This window comes from Geomonas diazotrophica (assembly GCF_019063885.1).
Taxonomy (GTDB): Bacteria; Desulfobacterota; Desulfuromonadia; order Geobacterales; family Geobacteraceae; genus Geomonas; species Geomonas diazotrophica.
This window is the reverse complement of record NZ_CP077684.1, coordinates 737,000-752,500: the sequence shown is the minus strand read 5'-3', so window position 1 is coordinate 752,500 and position 15,501 is coordinate 737,000. Positions and strand designations below refer to the sequence as shown.

Annotated in this window: 18 protein-coding genes and 1 riboswitch; of the genes, 6 read left to right on the top strand and 12 right to left on the bottom strand. The window is 62.3% G+C overall.

Annotated elements, in window-relative coordinates; genetic code table 11:
- Positions 1-142: 142 nt before the first annotated feature.
- Positions 143-1,015, top strand: a complete 873-nt coding sequence (locus KP003_RS03260; protein ID WP_216500775.1) for an EamA family transporter — start codon at positions 143-145, stop codon at positions 1,013-1,015.
- Between the two features lie 79 nt (positions 1,016-1,094).
- Here KP003_RS03260 and KP003_RS03255 read toward each other — a convergent pair whose 3' ends face one another.
- Positions 1,095-1,349: a YtxH domain-containing protein gene (locus KP003_RS03255; protein WP_236027108.1), complete on the bottom strand. Its 255-nt coding sequence runs from the start codon at positions 1,347-1,349 to the stop codon at positions 1,095-1,097.
- Between the two features lie 235 nt (positions 1,350-1,584).
- Between KP003_RS03255 and KP003_RS03250 the strand changes: the two genes are divergently transcribed.
- Complete coding sequence (locus KP003_RS03250; RefSeq protein ID WP_216500774.1) at positions 1,585-1,800, top strand: hypothetical protein; 216 nt, start codon at positions 1,585-1,587, stop codon at positions 1,798-1,800.
- A gap of 87 nt (positions 1,801-1,887) precedes the next feature.
- Here the strand turns inward: KP003_RS03250 and KP003_RS03245 are convergent, their stop codons facing one another.
- Positions 1,888-3,324, bottom strand: a complete 1,437-nt coding sequence (locus KP003_RS03245; protein WP_216790506.1) for an aminotransferase-like domain-containing protein — start codon at positions 3,322-3,324, stop codon at positions 1,888-1,890.
- Between the two features lie 490 nt (positions 3,325-3,814).
- On the opposite strand from KP003_RS03245, the gene KP003_RS03240 reads away from it, so the two are divergent.
- Entirely contained in the window at positions 3,815-4,834 is a 1,020-nt protein-coding gene (locus KP003_RS03240; RefSeq protein WP_216790504.1) for a glycosyltransferase, read from the top strand.
- A gap of 70 nt (positions 4,835-4,904) precedes the next feature.
- Here the strand turns inward: KP003_RS03240 and KP003_RS03235 are convergent, their stop codons facing one another.
- The 5 genes from KP003_RS03235 to KP003_RS03215 form a co-directional block, all read right to left on the bottom strand.
- Positions 4,905-5,192 carry a hypothetical protein gene (locus KP003_RS03235; protein ID WP_239027603.1) on the bottom strand — a complete coding sequence of 96 codons (288 nt, stop codon included), beginning with the start codon at positions 5,190-5,192 and terminating at the stop codon, positions 4,905-4,907.
- 1 nt (position 5,193) lies between these two features.
- Positions 5,194-5,937, bottom strand: coding sequence for a hypothetical protein (locus KP003_RS03230; RefSeq protein ID WP_216790503.1), 744 nt, complete (start codon positions 5,935-5,937; stop codon positions 5,194-5,196).
- A gap of 103 nt (positions 5,938-6,040) precedes the next feature.
- Positions 6,041-6,158, bottom strand: a riboswitch (molybdenum cofactor riboswitch).
- Between the two features lie 141 nt (positions 6,159-6,299).
- On the bottom strand, positions 6,300-6,653 hold the full coding sequence (locus KP003_RS03225) for a helix-turn-helix transcriptional regulator (protein ID WP_216790501.1): 354 nt from the start codon (positions 6,651-6,653) through the stop codon (positions 6,300-6,302).
- 56 nt (positions 6,654-6,709) lie between these two features.
- Positions 6,710-7,240 (bottom strand): permease, encoded by a 531-nt coding sequence (locus KP003_RS03220; protein WP_216790499.1) that lies wholly within the window; start codon positions 7,238-7,240, stop codon positions 6,710-6,712.
- Positions 7,237-7,710, bottom strand: coding sequence for a permease (locus KP003_RS03215; protein ID WP_216790497.1), 474 nt, complete (start codon positions 7,708-7,710; stop codon positions 7,237-7,239). Before KP003_RS03215 ends, KP003_RS03220 begins: the two co-directional genes overlap by 4 nt.
- A 207-nt stretch (positions 7,711-7,917) precedes the next feature.
- Between KP003_RS03215 and KP003_RS03210 the strand changes: the two genes are divergently transcribed.
- On the top strand, positions 7,918-9,543 hold the full coding sequence (locus tag KP003_RS03210; RefSeq protein ID WP_216790495.1) for a methyl-accepting chemotaxis protein: 1,626 nt from the start codon (positions 7,918-7,920) through the stop codon (positions 9,541-9,543).
- An 85-nt stretch (positions 9,544-9,628) separates the two neighbouring features.
- On the opposite strand, the gene KP003_RS03205 is transcribed toward KP003_RS03210, so the two are convergent.
- Positions 9,629-10,090 (bottom strand): hypothetical protein, encoded by a 462-nt coding sequence (locus KP003_RS03205; RefSeq protein WP_216500766.1) that lies wholly within the window; start codon positions 10,088-10,090, stop codon positions 9,629-9,631.
- Positions 10,091-10,294: 204 nt separating this feature from the next.
- Entirely contained in the window at positions 10,295-10,726 is a 432-nt protein-coding gene (locus KP003_RS03200) for a GSU0071 family protein (protein WP_216790494.1), read from the bottom strand.
- Between the two features lie 511 nt (positions 10,727-11,237).
- Between KP003_RS03200 and KP003_RS03195 the strand changes: the two genes are divergently transcribed.
- Complete coding sequence (locus KP003_RS03195) at positions 11,238-11,522, top strand: hypothetical protein (protein WP_216500764.1); 285 nt, start codon at positions 11,238-11,240, stop codon at positions 11,520-11,522.
- Positions 11,523-11,564: 42 nt separating this feature from the next.
- Here KP003_RS03195 and KP003_RS03190 read toward each other — a convergent pair whose 3' ends face one another.
- Complete coding sequence (locus KP003_RS03190) at positions 11,565-12,605, bottom strand: acyl-CoA thioesterase (protein ID WP_216790493.1); 1,041 nt, start codon at positions 12,603-12,605, stop codon at positions 11,565-11,567.
- Positions 12,606-12,866: 261 nt separating this feature from the next.
- Positions 12,867-13,763, bottom strand: a complete 897-nt coding sequence (locus KP003_RS03185; RefSeq protein WP_216790492.1) for an OmpA/MotB family protein — start codon at positions 13,761-13,763, stop codon at positions 12,867-12,869.
- A 176-nt stretch (positions 13,764-13,939) separates the two neighbouring features.
- Here KP003_RS03185 and KP003_RS03180 point away from each other — a divergent pair, with 176 nt between their 5' ends.
- Positions 13,940-14,125: a hypothetical protein gene (locus KP003_RS03180; protein WP_216500761.1), complete on the top strand. Its 186-nt coding sequence runs from the start codon at positions 13,940-13,942 to the stop codon at positions 14,123-14,125.
- A gap of 114 nt (positions 14,126-14,239) precedes the next feature.
- Here the strand turns inward: KP003_RS03180 and KP003_RS03175 are convergent, their stop codons facing one another.
- Positions 14,240-15,436, bottom strand: coding sequence for an MFS transporter (locus KP003_RS03175; RefSeq protein WP_216790491.1), 1,197 nt, complete (start codon positions 15,434-15,436; stop codon positions 14,240-14,242).
- Positions 15,437-15,501 lie beyond the last annotated feature (65 nt).

Sequence of the window (15,501 nt, the reverse complement as noted above, 5' to 3'; positions counted from 1 at the left end):
CAAAGAACGTCGTTGCTGCGGAGTCCAGCTTTATAGCAAAGGGCATCTTCGCCGTCAACGATTTAATGAGTAAAATTCTCTAACACTACAAGCGCATCGAAATGGTTCACATTATCGCCCCACCTCGGTTATACTCCGCGCCATGTCCAACCTCGCCTTCGCTCTCATCATCTTTTCCGCCGTCATGCACGCCACCTGGAACACGCTGGTTAAACAGAGCCGGCACAAGACGGTCTTCATCTGGTGGATGTTCATCGCCTCGATGTTCCCCTTCACCGCCATCATCGCCATAGTGGACGAACCGTTCCACTGGCCCGGGCTCCACACACTGACCATGATCTCCATCGGCTCGGTCAGTTTCGTGCTGTACCACCTGTTGAACGGCCGCGCCTACCGCGAAGGCGACCTTTCCATCATCTATCCCCTCTCCCAGACCTCCATGGTATATGTGCCGATCTGGGGGGTACTGCTGCTGGGGGAGCGGCTTTCCTTGGTCGGGGTCTGCGGCATCCTCCTGGTCATCTTCGGAACCTTCTGCGTCCAGATGCAAAAGGTGTCGCTGGCCGAAGTGACCCGCCCCTTCCGCGATCTGAAAAACAGCTCGGTCCGCGCCGCCCTCCTGGCCGGCTTCATCTATTCCATAGGTTCCATCGCGGAGAAGACCGGCGTGAGGGACTACCCCCCCGTCTTCTTCACCTACTTTCTCGTGATCGCGATGCTGTCCCTGATGACCCTCAACCTGGCCCGTCCCAAGTACCGCGAGCTCATCGCCGAGGAGTGGCGCACCAACTGGCGCCTGATCCTGTGGAGCGGCCCCACCGTGATGCTCTCCTTTCTGAGCTTCCGCTACGGCCTCAACATGGCGCGGGTCGGCTACGCAGTTCCGGTGCGCCAGGTCAGCATCATGGTCGGAGTCCTGATTGGGATCTTTTTCCTGCGGGAATCCTTCGGCAGGATGCGCCTCATCTCGGCGGCCCTCATCGTGGCCGGGGCTGCCCTGATCCGGCTGGGGTAAGACAAAGAAAGGCCCGCGGCTGTTCAGCCGCGGGCCACAATCTCTTAGCTATCTGCAGCAGGGGGAACTGTCACTCTCTTTAACGCAGGTGCATGAACTTGCCGGCCTTCCCGCTCATGCTGGCCATACTATCTGCCAAATCGTCCATTCTGTTGCTCAGGTCGCGCATGATCCGGTCGCTCTTATTGCCGATCGTCTTACCCATGCGCATCATTTTCTTGCGGCTCTTCTCCCCTGCGCAGGGAGCAAAGAGAAGCCCCAGACCAGCACCGAGCACCCCACCGCCAACCAGCATCATCAGGCCTGTCATCGGTCTCTTCATCCTTTCTGCCATGATAGCGCCTCCTTTAGGATGATATCTACTGATGCCCCATTTTACCGCTCTTCAAAAAGGGAAGTCCATCTAGAAATAACGATTCCATTCATGAACTTCATGGCTGGCGCATGTTCCTGCTGCAGGTTATGTATTCAAGATGGACAACAAACATCCTTTGGTGTTAGAAAAAATCACAGTTGATATTGTATTATTTGGTTGTATGTTTACGTCATCCTTCTTCAAGGAGCGCCCCATGCTACTGGAACGACTGATCGAAAAGGCGAACCAGAAACCCGAGTACGATTGGGATGCCTATTATCACTGGTTTTTCACCGAACAGGCGGGGCACGAGGTCAGCGGCTATACCTTCTGGGAATGCAAAAAGTGCCTCACCATCAACGTACTCTATCTCCCGGCACGCTACGGAAAATGCCGCTGCTGCTCCCTCATCTACCTCGCTTCCTCATAACGCAAACATAATCACGACTGGTTTCTCTAACACCCCTCCGACTCCCCACTACCTGGAACGGCACCGTTACGCCTGAAGATCAAACTTCTACAGCAGGTCCTTGACCAGCCCCCCCAGCGTCTCGACGCCACGCTCGGCCTTTTCGTCCCAAAACGCCGTGGACAGCCTCATGTAATTGCGGTACTTGCCCGACAGGGAGAAGATCGCCCCCGGCGTGATGCTGATGCCCCGCTCGAGCGCCCGGTGGAACAGCTGCACCGAGTCCACCTGCTCCGGCATTTCCACCCAAAGCATGAAGCCGCCGCCGGGGCGCGTCATCCGCGTTCCCTCGGGGAAATGGCGCACCACCGCGTCGGTCATCTGCGACGCGTTCTTGGCGTAGAGCCTGCGGATCGCGCGCAGGTGATGGTCGTAACCGCCCGTGGCAAGGAACTCCGCTATGCCGAGCTGGGTCGGCGACGCGGTTGCCAGGTTGTTCATCATCTTGAGCCGCTCCATCTCGGCCTGGAATTTCCCGCCGATGGCCCAGCCGACCCGGTAACCGGGAGCGAGCGTCTTGGAAAAGGACGAACAGTAGATCACCAGCCCCTTGCGATCGAAGGACTTGGCGGCGAGGGGACGCTGTTGCGCGAAGGTCAGGTCGCCGTAGATGTCATCCTCGATGAGCGGGATCTCGTGCTGCGCCAGGAGCTGGACCAGTTCGCGCTTGCGCTCGTCGGGCATCAGCGTCCCCAGGGGGTTGCTGAAGTTGGGAATTACCAGGCAGGCGCTGATCTTGTTGTTCTCGATGGCGTAGCTCAGGGCCTCGATGCTGATCCCTTCCTTCGGCGTAGACGGGATCTCGAGGGCCTTCAGCCCCATCTCGGCGATCAGTTGCAGGAAATTGAAGTAGAAAGGGGATTCCACCGCGATGGTGTCACCTGCCTTGCAGGTGGCCCGCAGGGCGAGTTGCACCGCCTCGACGCAACCGGAGGTGACCAGGACCTGGTCGGGGCGGACGCTGACGCCGTAGAGCAGGGAGCGCTTGGCGATCTGGGTGCGCAGCCGCTCGCTCCCCGGCGGCATCATGTAGGAGATGCTCTGGGCTCCGAAACGCCTCATTTCCGCTGCCGTCATCCGGTTCAGCTTGTCCACCGGAAAGTGCTGAGGGTTGGGGACGGCGCTCGCCAGGGGAAGGAGTTCCGGCTTCATCAGGTTGCGGATCACCAGCTCGCACAGGTCGCTGAAGGTGACCGCGGTGGGCTGCAGGCGCGGGTTCTTCGCCAGCGGCTGCGCCGTGATTTCAGGGACCTTGGGGCAGACGTAGTAGCCGGACTGCGGCCGCGCCTGGATGACACGGCGGTCTTCCAGCACCGCGTAGGCCTGCATCACCGTGTTGATGCTGACGTTGAGCTTGGAGCTCAGCTGCCGGATCGAGGGGAGTCTCTCGCCAACCCTGAAGGTACCCCCGTCGATGAGCGAGACGATCTCGCTCCCCACCCGCTCGTACAGCGGCCTGCAGTCTCTCACCGTTTCCAAGGCCATACCACCTCCCGGTCCTCACCGACGGCGCATCGATGCGCCGCAGGGCTGTCGTCGTCAGAAACTGCCAACTCTTCAAAGTTACAGGCCGACTGTACCTCATAACCATCCCAGGCCACAGTCACAGTTGGGCTCATTTCAAAAGGGTACAGTTATCATAAACGGCAACTGTTACCAATACAATCCACAATTACTGGACCAGTACCGCCGACACAGCTGGAGTGAATGGGTGGCTGGGCTCTCGTGACTCAAAGGCCGCGTAGCTGAGTGTATTTCTTCACCGAGGGATGGACGAGACCTTGCGTTTCCCTCTTTCTTCTTGAGAGAATTCTGAAGAACCTGGGGTGTCGTTGACCACGATGCGCAGCACGCCCCCTCACTTCCCCCCCTTTCGCAAAGGACAGGGGGGACAGGGAGGATTTTTTCTCTTTTGCACCCGACCGACTGCTGGTAAGGTGGGCGGGTAACGTCACACAGGAAGGATCAGAAATATATGAGCACAGCGACCACCACCCCGGCACTGTCCATACTGATGCCGGTCAGAAACGAAGAGAAGCACTTGCCGGCGGCACTCGCATCGCTGTCGGCGCAAAGCTTCCGGGAGTGGGAACTGGTGGCGGTGGACGACGGCTCCACCGACCGCACCCACGAGATTCTCGCGCGTGCCGCCGCGGCCGATCCCCGGGTGCGGGTGCTCGCGACCGGTGGCCAGGGGCTGGTCCCGGCGCTGAACCTCGGCCTTGCCGAGTGCCGTTCGCACCTAGTGGCGCGCATGGACGGCGACGACGTCGCCCACCCGGCCCGCCTCGAGGCGCAGACCGCGTACATGGCCGCACACCCCGAGGTGGGGCTCGTGGCCAGCTGCTTCCAGCATTTCCCCCGGCGCCGGATCGGCAGCGGCATGCTCGGCTACGAGCAGTGGCAGAACTCGCTGTTGAGCCACGAGTCGATCCTCGCCGACCTCTTCGTCGAATCGCCCTTCGTGCATCCAAGCGTCATGTTCAGGAAAAAAGAGGTGCTGCAGGCGGGAGGCTACCGCGACATGGGGTGGGCCGAGGACTACGACCTGTGGCTGCGCCTGGCGGCGGCCGGGACCCGCTTCGCCCGGCTCCCCGCGACGCTCCTCTTCTGGCGCGAGCGCCCGGAACGTACCACCCGCACCAACCCGGCCTACGCGGCGCACGCCATGCGGCTTTGCAAGCTCCACCACCTGCTGCAGGGATTTCTGAAAGGGGAGCGCCGGGTGATCCTGGCGGGGGCAGGCCTCGAGGGGCGGGCCTGGTACCGGATACTGCACGAGGTTGGTATCGCTGTCGAGGCGTGGGTCGATGTCGACCCGAAAAAGATCGGGCGGCAACTGCACGGCGCGCCGGTCCTCTCCACCGGGGAGCTCGAGCGCAACGGCACCAAGCTCCTGATGACGGTCGGCGCCCGTGGCGCGCGTGCGGTGGTCCGGCAGAGCACCCGCCAGGCCGGATTCGTCGAGGGGTGCGACGCCATCTGCGTCGCCTGACCCCGCCCCCCCAGCAACTCCTTCCTGTTATGAAGACCGTAGCCGCAAGCCGGACGGCGGCGACTTCGTTTCACGGGGAGCTGTAAAATGGGGCGTGGTGCATGTCCTCGCCTTCGGACCAACCATTGGTCCGTCCACCTTCGTCAAGCGAAAGCGGCGGCAGGCGCAGGCAGGTGAAGGATTCCACGCTCCAGCGCCGGTAGCGGCAGTTGTAGCAGGAGAGTTCCTCCTCGACGACCTGCTCCTCCTCGACGTCCGCCACGAATAACGCGCAGGCCCCGGCCTGTTCCGCCGCCAACACCCAGGCTTCCTTGCCGTGGGCGAACTCCCTGTTCCCCTTCTGATCGCAGCGCCACATGCTAGTAGGCCTTCAGCTGCTTGCGATGCAGCGTCTGCCAGCGCGCCTTTGCGTCCGACGACTGGGATGCTGCCACCAGGAGCACCGACGCCCCATCCAGAAGCACAGTCTTCGGCTTTTCACCCAGCACCACCAGGTCCTCGTCTTTCAGCCCCTCGCCGGTCACGCTCTTCACCACGTCGACCACGGGATGCTGCAGCAGTTCGTCCACCCGCAGCATCCGGTACGGCTGGGCGAACTCCAGGGACCCCTTGAGACGGCCGTCGTTGCCCGACATCCTGAGCCCGGCGCCGGCCAGGGCGCCGATCACCCCCTGCCCCGTGCCGCCGTGCTGGGAGAGGTGCACACCCAGCCGCCTGGCGAGGTCGTAGGCCTCGTCCATCCCGATCACCTCGCGCTTGGCGCGGCGTCCGAAACCGATCAGCTCGTTGCGCGCCGTCATCCGGGCCGGCACCGCGACGCACAGCCCCGGATCGGAACCGGGCGCGCTCTCCTTCTCCAGGAACTCCGAGACGTACTCGATGACCGGTTCCAGCCACCCCTCGCCCACGTCCGCGAAGAAGCACATGGCGCTGTTGTGCGAGGTGTAGGGGATGTCCGGGTGCACGTAGAGCTGGTGTCGGGTGATGTAGCTGCAGCTGCCCCACCCGCGTTGCTGCAGTTCTTCGGCGATCAGGGAGGCGATCTCCCCGGTCCCCCTGCTCTCGAGGTTGTCGGTATCGTCGATTGAAATGGCTATCCGCATCTGTTTTTCACTCCTGACCGTTGTATTACAAGTTACATAACGTTGGACAAATAAAAAGCCCCGATCCTGGATGGAAAGGGGCCTTTAACAGTTCGGAGTCTCCGCTCTGCCGCAAGGCTCTCCTTTCCAAAAGGGAGGCGCCGCCGTTTCCGGCAGCACCCGTTGGCCCGCAGCCATGAGGAGGTCCTTTTAGGCGGCGAGGCTCGGAGAGGCTCAGATGAATTTGGGCAGAAGCTTTACCACAGGTAAAACGTATACTCCAGAGAAATGTGGCGCGAACGGCAATTTTCCGGCGGGTTACCCTTCCTTGTCCTCCTGCTCGACCTGGTCCATAAGGCGCCGCTCCCTTTCGCACCCGTTGATTACCGGGCTCTGTGACTTCTGATGTCGGCATAGGTCTCAAGGAAGCAGTTGAGATACCCCAGGCGCACCTCGATGTCCTCGCGCCAGCTGTCGAGCTTTTGCCATCCCGCTTCGGTGAGCCGGTACACCCTGCGGGCCGGGCCGCTGCCGCCCGTGTCCCAGTTGGAAGCCACCTGTCCCTCCTCCTCCAGCTGTTGCAGGGTGCGGTACACCGCCGCGCTGTCCGGCCTGGAAAGCGGCATGCGCTGGGAGAGCGCGCTCAGGACGGCGCCGCCGTGGCTCGGCTCCTGCGCCAGGGCAAGCAGGATGAAGGCGGGGAGGTGGCGGTACTGCTGTTTTCGTTTGGGAGGCATGGACGGTTCCTTTCTCGGGCTGTATTTCCGTTCCGTTAGCGGGCGAAGGCGTGATTTCAGGCGTCCACCGCGTCCGGCTGCGCCTGAAGCTCCTGTTCCGGCAGCAGCCGTTCCATGAGGTAGCCGCAGGCGAGGATGCAGGGGACGGTGAGCAAAAGCCGCAGCAGCGCGAAACGCAGGCTGATGAAACTGCTCTCCATCAGGATCATGGGAATCTTGATGGCGCCCCAGGTCCCCAGGAAGATGACGATGTTGGCCAGGCGCGCCCCCTTTTTCCGCAGGGAGACCGCCACGGGGAAGGCGGCGTAGAGCGGCCCGGCGGCCGCGGTCCCAAGCAGCATGGCGACCCCGGCCCCGACCGCGCCGGAGTCCGGGCCGAGGTGCGACTCGACCAGCCGGCGCGGCACCCAGACGTCCAGGAGCCCCATGAGCACCATGACCGGCGGCACGATCGAGAGCACCTCCAGGAGAAACCCGGTGGAGTTGAGCGCTGACAGCCGCGCCGTCGCCGGCTGCCAGGGATAGAGGAGCAGGTTCGCGGCAAGCACGACCAGGAAGAGCCGGTAGTCGACGAGCTTGACCTTCACAGCAGCACCCCCATGGCCAGCCCGATCACGATGGCCGTCACGAAGCACAGCGCCTGGCGCATCAGCGTGAAGCGTTTCCCGAAGCAGGAGATCTCCATCGGCGCGGTCATGACCCCCACCATGGTGAGCGTGGTGACGAACGCGGCCAGGCTCGCCGGGGCGGCCCCCAGCTTGAAAAGGGACCCCACCAGCGCGAAGGCGATCGGCGCAGGCATGGTCACGATGGACCCGATGGCGGAGACCAGGGCGAAGCCCCCGACCCCGCCGTGGCTGAAGAGCTTCCTGATCAGCTCCGGCGGAACCAGCGCAAGCACCAGCCCGACCAGGGCCACCATCCCCAGGATGCGCGGGGCCAGGCCGTGCAGCGACTTTGCGCCGATGCGCAAGGCCCGCCCGGTCTTGTCCGGATCCAGTCGCCAGGACACCAACACCGCCAATGCGGTCCCGCCGTACAAAACTGCCGACATCATGACTCCCCCCTGCTCTCTCAGCCCGCCCCACATACTGTTAATTACAGTATGATGTTTAGAACTGCATGCCAACGGCAAAGCGGAACAGGGACAGGCGGGCCGGCTTTTTCACTTAAGATAATTAAACTTTGTGTCGATATTGAAAGACAGGACAATGAGATGCTCTGACAGGCGCTTCTGAGACCAGCAACTGTGAAGGAGAGAACGATGACCTTTTCGGGAGTCAAGCTTAGTGCAAGACTTGGGGTAGCCTTTGCCGTGGTAGTGGTCCTTATGACAGTGGTCGGAGGATACTCCATCAACAGGATGGCGGTCTTCGACGGCAAGGTCCGGACCCTGATCGAGGACAAGTGGCCCAAGACCGTGGCGCTCAACGACCTCAAGTCGCAGATCAACGTCGTGGCCCGCGGCCTGCGCAACATGGTGATCCTTCAGGACCCGCAGGAGGTGCAGAAGGAGGAAAAGCGCATCGTCGAATCCCTTCAGGCCGCCGACAAGCGCATCGAGGAGCTCAAGAAGACCGCTCACAGCGAGTCGGGAAAGGCCGCCCTCAAGGACGTGATCGATGCCAGGACGGCGTACCAGGAGGCCCAGCACCATGTCATCGCCACCATCAAGGAGGGGGACAGGGAAAAGGCCGGGCAGGAACTGATCGGGCCGATGCGCAAGGCGCAGAGCGCCTTCTTCGCCGCGATCGACAAGATGCTCTCCCACCAGGACAAGGAGATGGTGCGGGTCGGAGAGGAGTCGAAGCAGATGATCGACCAGGGGCGCCTGGTGGTGATAACCCTGCTGGTCGCAGCCGTTGTCCTTTCCATCCTGCTGGCGCTGATGATCGTGCGCAGCATCACCGCCCCGGTCGCGGAACTGATCGCCGCCAACGACCGCCTGGCCGAAAACGACCTCACCGTGTCCATCACCCTTACCGGAAACGACGAGCTGGGGCACCTGGCCGACTCGACCCGCCGCGTGGTGGAAAACCTGCGCGAGATGCTGGGGAGGGTGTCGGAGAGTTCCAGCGAGATCGCCTCGGCATCGCAGCAGTTGAAGGCCACCGCCGAACAGATCGCCACCGGGGCCGAGGAGCTTGCCTCCCAGACCAGCTCGGTGGCCACCGCCAGCGAGGAGATGGCGGCCACCAGCGGCGACATCGCCCAGAACTGCGCCCGCGCCGCCGAGTCCTCCCGACAGAGCAGCGCGTCCGCGGACCAGGGGGGGCACGTCGTGCAGGAGACCATCGCGGGGATGGTGCGCATCGCGGACCGGGTCAGGGAGAGCGCCGGCACCGTGGAGAGCCTCGGGGCGAGATCGGAGCAGATCGGCGACATCATCGCCACCATCCAGGACATCGCGGACCAGACCAACCTGCTCGCGCTGAACGCCGCCATCGAGGCGGCCCGCGCCGGCGAGCAGGGACGCGGCTTCGCCGTGGTTGCCGACGAGGTGCGCGCCCTGGCCGAGCGGACCACCAAGGCCACCAAGGAGATCGGCAACATGATCAAGGCCATCCAGGACGAGACCAAGGCGGCGGTAAGCGCCATGGAGGAGGGGGTGGCCGAGGTGGAAAAGGGGACCCAGTCATCGCAGCAGTCGGGCGATGCGCTGCAGATGATCCTGGAGCAGATCGGCGAGGTCACCACGCAGATCAACCAGATCGCCACCGCGGCCGAAGAGCAGACGGCGACCACCAGCGAGATCACGATGAACGTGCAGCAGGTCACCGACGTGGTGCAGCACACGGCGCGCGGGGCCAACGAGACGGCGGCTGCGGCCTCCCAACTGGCGCTCAACGCCCAGACCCTTGAGAACCTGGTGCGGCGGTTCCGGCTCTGAAGAAGGGGGAGAGACGCGAAACGGCAAGGGGCCAGGCGAAAACGCCTGGCCCCTTTTTTGATGTATTCGATCCCTGCCGGTGAATTTACTTGTTGTGCCCCTTGCCGTGCCCTTTACCCTTCCCTTTACCCGGGCCGGAATCGTCCTGTCCCCCGTGTCCCATCGGCTGCCCGGTCAGGCGGAGATCTCCCCTCTTGAGCGCATGGAACTCAGCCGAGCCCGGCTTGATCCCCAGTTCCTTGGCGATGGCGCCCCACCCCTTCTTCTTGTTGGGCTGGTACACCTGGTAGACCTGGTCCACGGGTTTCCCGGAGAACTGTCCCAATTGGAACAGCATGAAGGCGTCCGCCGGCTCGGGGACCGATTGCAGCACCATCTGCACCTTGGCGGTCGGTACGCCGAACTGGGCGCTCACCTTGGCGGAAAAACCTGACATGTCGGCGCGGGCCTGGACGTTCAGGCTGGAGAGGAACGAATCCAGACTGGCGAACGCAGTCATGGGCAAAACAATAACGAGAACCAGGCTGAGAAGAATCAGGCGTTTCATGTTTCCTACCTCCATCGTTGGAATGAATTGCGGGCAGGAAATACTATACCGAAAAGCGCAGCGGTGAAAACCTTAAAACCATTGGCCACGAGGAACATCCGAAAAAATCCGGGTGAGGCAGGAGTCGAGAAAAAACCCCTCGCAGCGGTCTGTCCGGATGCCCCCGGATTTTCTCCTTGGCGAACGGTGCTGTTTTTTGCCTGGTTACTGCAGCGTCTCCCGTTGCAGGAATTCAGCGAACTCGGTGAACACGGCCTCGCGCACCGAATGCTGCTCCCAGTTCCTGATCAGTTGCCGGACGCACTGCAGCACGCCGATCAGCCCGGCAGAGGTACCGCCGGCGATGAGGGCGCTGGTTTCACCGTAAAAGACCATGACCAGGCTGGAGATGAGGAGCACGAGGCTCGTCAGCAAAAGCGGCAGCTCGACGTGCTTGAACGGAGAGCGAAACATGTGGTGTACCGAGGAGTACACCGAGGCGTGCGCCTTTACCAGCTTCAGGTAGCGCTCCAGTTCCGCGCCGTTGCAGCGCGACACCGCGCGCAGGTAGAAACGACGGCACGCCTCCCTGCTGCTGGTTGCCATGCGGTCGCCGTAGTAGTGTTCCAGTTCGACATCGATCGTGTAAGTGTCCATCTCGGCCCTCGATTCTGCTCCGTTCAGTAAAGCAGTGATAAAGTGGTGTGTCCGTGAAATAGCATGATGTATACCAATTGACGGGGCACACCCGAAATGTGCGGTACCACGTGCGGCAGGGGAGACCAAGCCGTCCCGCAGTGCTCAAAAATGTCGCAAGATGCGCAACTTTAACACAACATCGTGTTCCAATTCCTCTTAAGTTTTCCACAGGAGATTTTCTTTAAGAGCATGTCGCCCCCCCTGAAACAGAGCTTGTCCCCTCGGCCATTTCGCGAAAAAGCAAAGCGGGACTTGCAAATATGCAAAAAATAAGGCGGCGCTTGCCGGTGAATCCGGGGAGAGCTGCCATTGTCCCCCTCCCCTTGCGGATTTTGTCATTTCCGCAGGTTACCCCCCCCTTGCCCGCTCCGGTTTTTGAATTGACAAGAGCCGGCATACGGTGTTACTGAAAGTAAAATTCAATTTCTCGAAACGGAGCGGCGCCTTGGAAGGTCAAAAAGGGGGGGCTATGTGCATAGCGGTAGTGGGGAGTGAAAAAACGGTAGGGTGGGGCTGGATGGGTGCGGCCGCGCGGGCGGGTTTTGACCTGCGCATGGTGCATCCCGCGCTGGTCACCACCCTGGAAAACATGGAAGGGGTCGACGCGCTGGTGATCGCGCCGGAAGGTGTTTCCGGTGAGGTGCAGGAGCAGGCCGTGCAGATCGCGTCAGCCCGTGGCATTCCCTCGATGTGCGCCAGCTGCGAAGCCGCCCCCTTTTGCCACGGCAGGGGTCTCGCCGGATCGAAAAACTGAAAAGCAAGTTTGCCGCTTCGAACGTAGAACGTAGAACCGCTTTTAAGCCAGGTGTTCCGACAGCGCCTTGAAGCTCCGCTCCGCCTCCAGGTACCTGGCGTCCTCGGCGTAGGTGGTGGGATAGACCGCCGGCACCGGCTTGTGCCGCAGCTCCCGGTCCACGTTGACGAAGGTGAACAGGCACGAGTTGGAAAGCGCCTTGCTGGTCCGGTCGCGGCTGATGCGCTCGATGTTCGCCTCAACGCAGATGTAGCTGCCGCAGGTGAACACCACCCGGCTGGTGTAGTGCAGCTTGTCCCCCATGCGCACCGGGTGAAAGAAGTTGATCCGGTTCACCGCCGCCATGACCGACCGGTCCGGCGCCACCAGCTCGGAGCAGATCGAGGAGAGCTCGTAGGCCCGCCGCACCAGGTACCCCCCGAAGATCTTCTGCGGCACGTTCTCGAACTCGGGGTACATCCTCTCCCAGGAATCCGCCACCAGGCGTCCCGCGAGGAGACCCTGGAACCCCGGTTCGTCCTGCGCCTTGTGCAAGGCCGCCAGCATCCGGTACTCGTCGCTGCTGGGAGGCTCCGAGGTGAGGGCCTGCTGCTGCGTGTGCTCCTCGCGGCGTGCCACCGCCTTTTTCGCCCGCGCCTGTTCCCTTTCCGTCACGTACTCAAGCGGCGGCAGGGCCACGCTCACCGCCCCCTCCCCCATCCCCGACCGCGCCACCATGGTGAAGTAGCAGGATGCCACGTGGTTCGCCGGGTCTCCCGGCTGCTCCACGCGGATCCCGATCACCAGCGAGGACCTCCCCACGTGGTTGATGCGCGCCTCGCAGACGATGTCGCGCGTCACGTCCGCCACGTGGCGGACGATGATGTTGTCTATGGCGGCCGTCACCACCCGCGCATCCGGGTAGAACCGGTTCACGTACTTGAGCGCCGTCTCCTCCGCGACCTTGTCCAGGACCTCGAGGAGCATCCCGAAACGCATGTTGCCCAAAAGGTCCTCGTCCACCACCATGAAGCGGCGGCGCAGTGTGACATCGTCGGCGAGCGAAAGGGTCTGGAAGAACGAGGTATCGCTGGGCGTGGTCATCATGAAGCTCCTTCGGTTTCGGCGTTAACCATCTCCCTTAGTTGTACCACCTTCTTGTCCGACCTCCAAACCGGGAAAGGCGGAGCAGGGGGGACGCCGGGTAAAGATCGAGGTTCATTTCTCCGTGGAAGGGTCTTTCCTTCGCGTCCCCTGCGCACCGTCGCGCCTCCGAGGTGAGGTTTAAAACAAAAAGGCCCGAGATTCCCCCGGGCCTTTTGTCGTTCTTTGCGTCCTTGCGTCTTTGCGTGAGCGCTTTTCGTTTTAGTCCTTGGCCACCAGCACGATCTCGATCCTGCGGTTCTTGGCGCGCCCCTCCTCGGTGTCGTTTGAGGCCACCGGCTTGAACTCGCCGTAGGCCACGGCCCCCAGGAGCGCCGGATCGAGCCCCTGCTGCTGCAGATAGCGGGTCACGTTGATGGCGCGCGCCGCCGAGAGCTCCCAGTTGGTGGGGTAGCGCTTGGCGAGCTGCCCCACGATCTGCACGTTGTCGGTATGCCCCTCGATCCTGACCGCCTTATCCTTCACGGTCTTCAGGATGTCGACCACCTTCTGCAGCACGACCAGCCCCTCCGGCTTCACCTCGGCCTTCCCGGAATCGAAGAGGACGGAATCGACCATGTTCACGGTCAGCTTTCCCTTCAGCTCCGAGATGGTCACCTGCCCCTTGGAGATCTCACCCTTCATCTGCTCCAGGAGGTCGCCGTAGGTCTTGCTGGTCTTCTGGACTTCCTCCTTCTGCTTTTGCAGGCGCGCCACCTCATCCTTGAGACGCTTGTTCTCCGCCTCCAGGTCTGCCGTCTTCTGGGTCAGCTCCCCCGTTTTGGCGGTGAGTTCCCCCACCCTCTGGCTCAGCTCGCCGATCTTCTGGTTCTTCGCGTCCGAGGTGGATTTGAGTGTCTCCTCGAGCCCCTTCTTGTCCGCGGTCAGCGCGTTCCTCTCTCCGGTCATGGCGGCCAGCTCGGTGGTGAGCCGCTTGATCTCGTTCTTCAGCTGGTCGTTTTCCCCCATCAGGATGTTGTACTGCCCCCTCTGCTCCTGGAGGCTCTTGTCCAGGTTCTGGGCCTCGAGCTCCTTCTGCTTGTAAGTACCGCTCGTGACGCAGCCCGAAAGGGCGAGGCAAACCAGCACCGAGAGACATAACAACAGATTGCGCTTCATACTTTCCCTCCTTGAACCTCATTCGCGTTCTTGCAACCAGTGCACAAGTATGGCCCGAAAAACTGATCTTTCAATATAAAAGGTTCGCCACTCCCGATTCAGGCCCCGCGACTGTGAGTGTGGGAGTTTCTGCGGCAGCGTGATATAATTCAAGGGACAGAAAGGAGGTGTCGGCTATGAGAGAGATGAAGACGACGATGACGCCCAAGATGAAAGAGATGATGGAACGGCAACGGAGCGGCAAGAAGGCGGCCATGCCACTCAAGCACGAGATGATGATCCGGCGCGAGCCCAACCACAACGTCCATGTCATCACTCCCCACGGCAAGATTCACTCCGGCCGCAAGGGCCGCACCGTGTGATTCCTTTCCCTCCCGGGCATGAGTCCCGGCCTGTCTGAGAGGGCGATAAAGCTGGCACCCCGCTACCGGGACCAGCTTTTTTCATGCCCGAACCGTTCCCCTTCCCCTTCCGGGTCAGGGGGTGGGGGAGTGGAGCCGTCGCGGTGCGTGCCTCAAAAAGAGAACGGCGAGCAGCGGCAGGGTCGCCACGAAGGCGTAGAAGAGAAGGTAGAAACAGCGCCCCACGCCGGCCTGGTCGGCGAGCTTTCCCACCAACGGACCGGTTGCCACGAAGAGGAGCCGGAAGGAGACCGACTGCAGCGAGAGGGTCGCCGCGCGGTTGGCGCTGGAAGACTCCCGCTGGGTGTGGGCCAGCATCATCGGGCCGCGCAGGCCGCGCATGCAGGTCAAAAGGTAGTAGAACAAAAAGCCCCAGATCCCGCCGGCGAGCCCGAGCCCCAGGTACCCCAGCACCACGAGGAACAGGAAGAGCAGGACCATGCCCCGGTCTCCCAGGCGGTTGTGCAGCCGGTGGCTGCCGAGGGCGCACAGGGCCACGGTCAGATTTGCCCCGGCCCAGACCGGCCCGAACCAGGCCACCGGCACCCCGGCGTGCTGCATGTAGGGCTGGATCAGCCAGACCGGGTAGAACGACGCTACCCCCAGCACCGTGTTGAGCAGGATGGTGTAGCGCAGGTGCCTGTTGTCCAGGAAGGCGTAGCGGGCGGTGGCGAGCGCCTCGGCCAGGTGGGAGCGGACCGGCGCGTGCCCCCTCGGCGTCTCCACCAGGTGCCTGGTGACCAGGAGGCCGGCGCCCCACACGGCGACCTGTAGGATGAAGGGAAGCCTCGGCTGCCAGGCGTAGATCACGCCGGCCAGGACCGCGCCGGCCGCCTCGCCGGCCTGCGCGAAACCGTGCATCCTCCCCTGGTGGCGCGCGTAGGACTGCTCCTCACCCTGCGCCCGCAGCGTCTCGAAGAGAAGGGCGCTGTCAGAGCCGCTGATGAAGGAAAGCGACATCCCCAGGGTAATCTCTGCCAGCAGCACCGTCGTGAACGAATCGGCCCAGATGTAGATGCCCCAGCCGATCATCCCAAGGATCGAGGCGATGTTGAGGGCGCAGCGGTACCCGAGCCGGTCGCTCACGTACCCCGCCGGGTAATCGAGCGCCAGGGTCGCCACCGAGAAGATGCTCTGCAGGAGCAGGATCTGGGTCAGCGACAGCCCGGCGTGGTCCTTCCAGAAGAGCGTGATGATCGCCATGGGAAACAGCGTCATCTGCAGGAATGAGAAGAGATAGAGTTTGCGGATGTTGTTGGATAGGTTTCCCATGACAGCATCCGTACCCGCTCCGGATGTTTTTTGCAACACTAAAGGCGGAAGTCTCTGTTTTACCT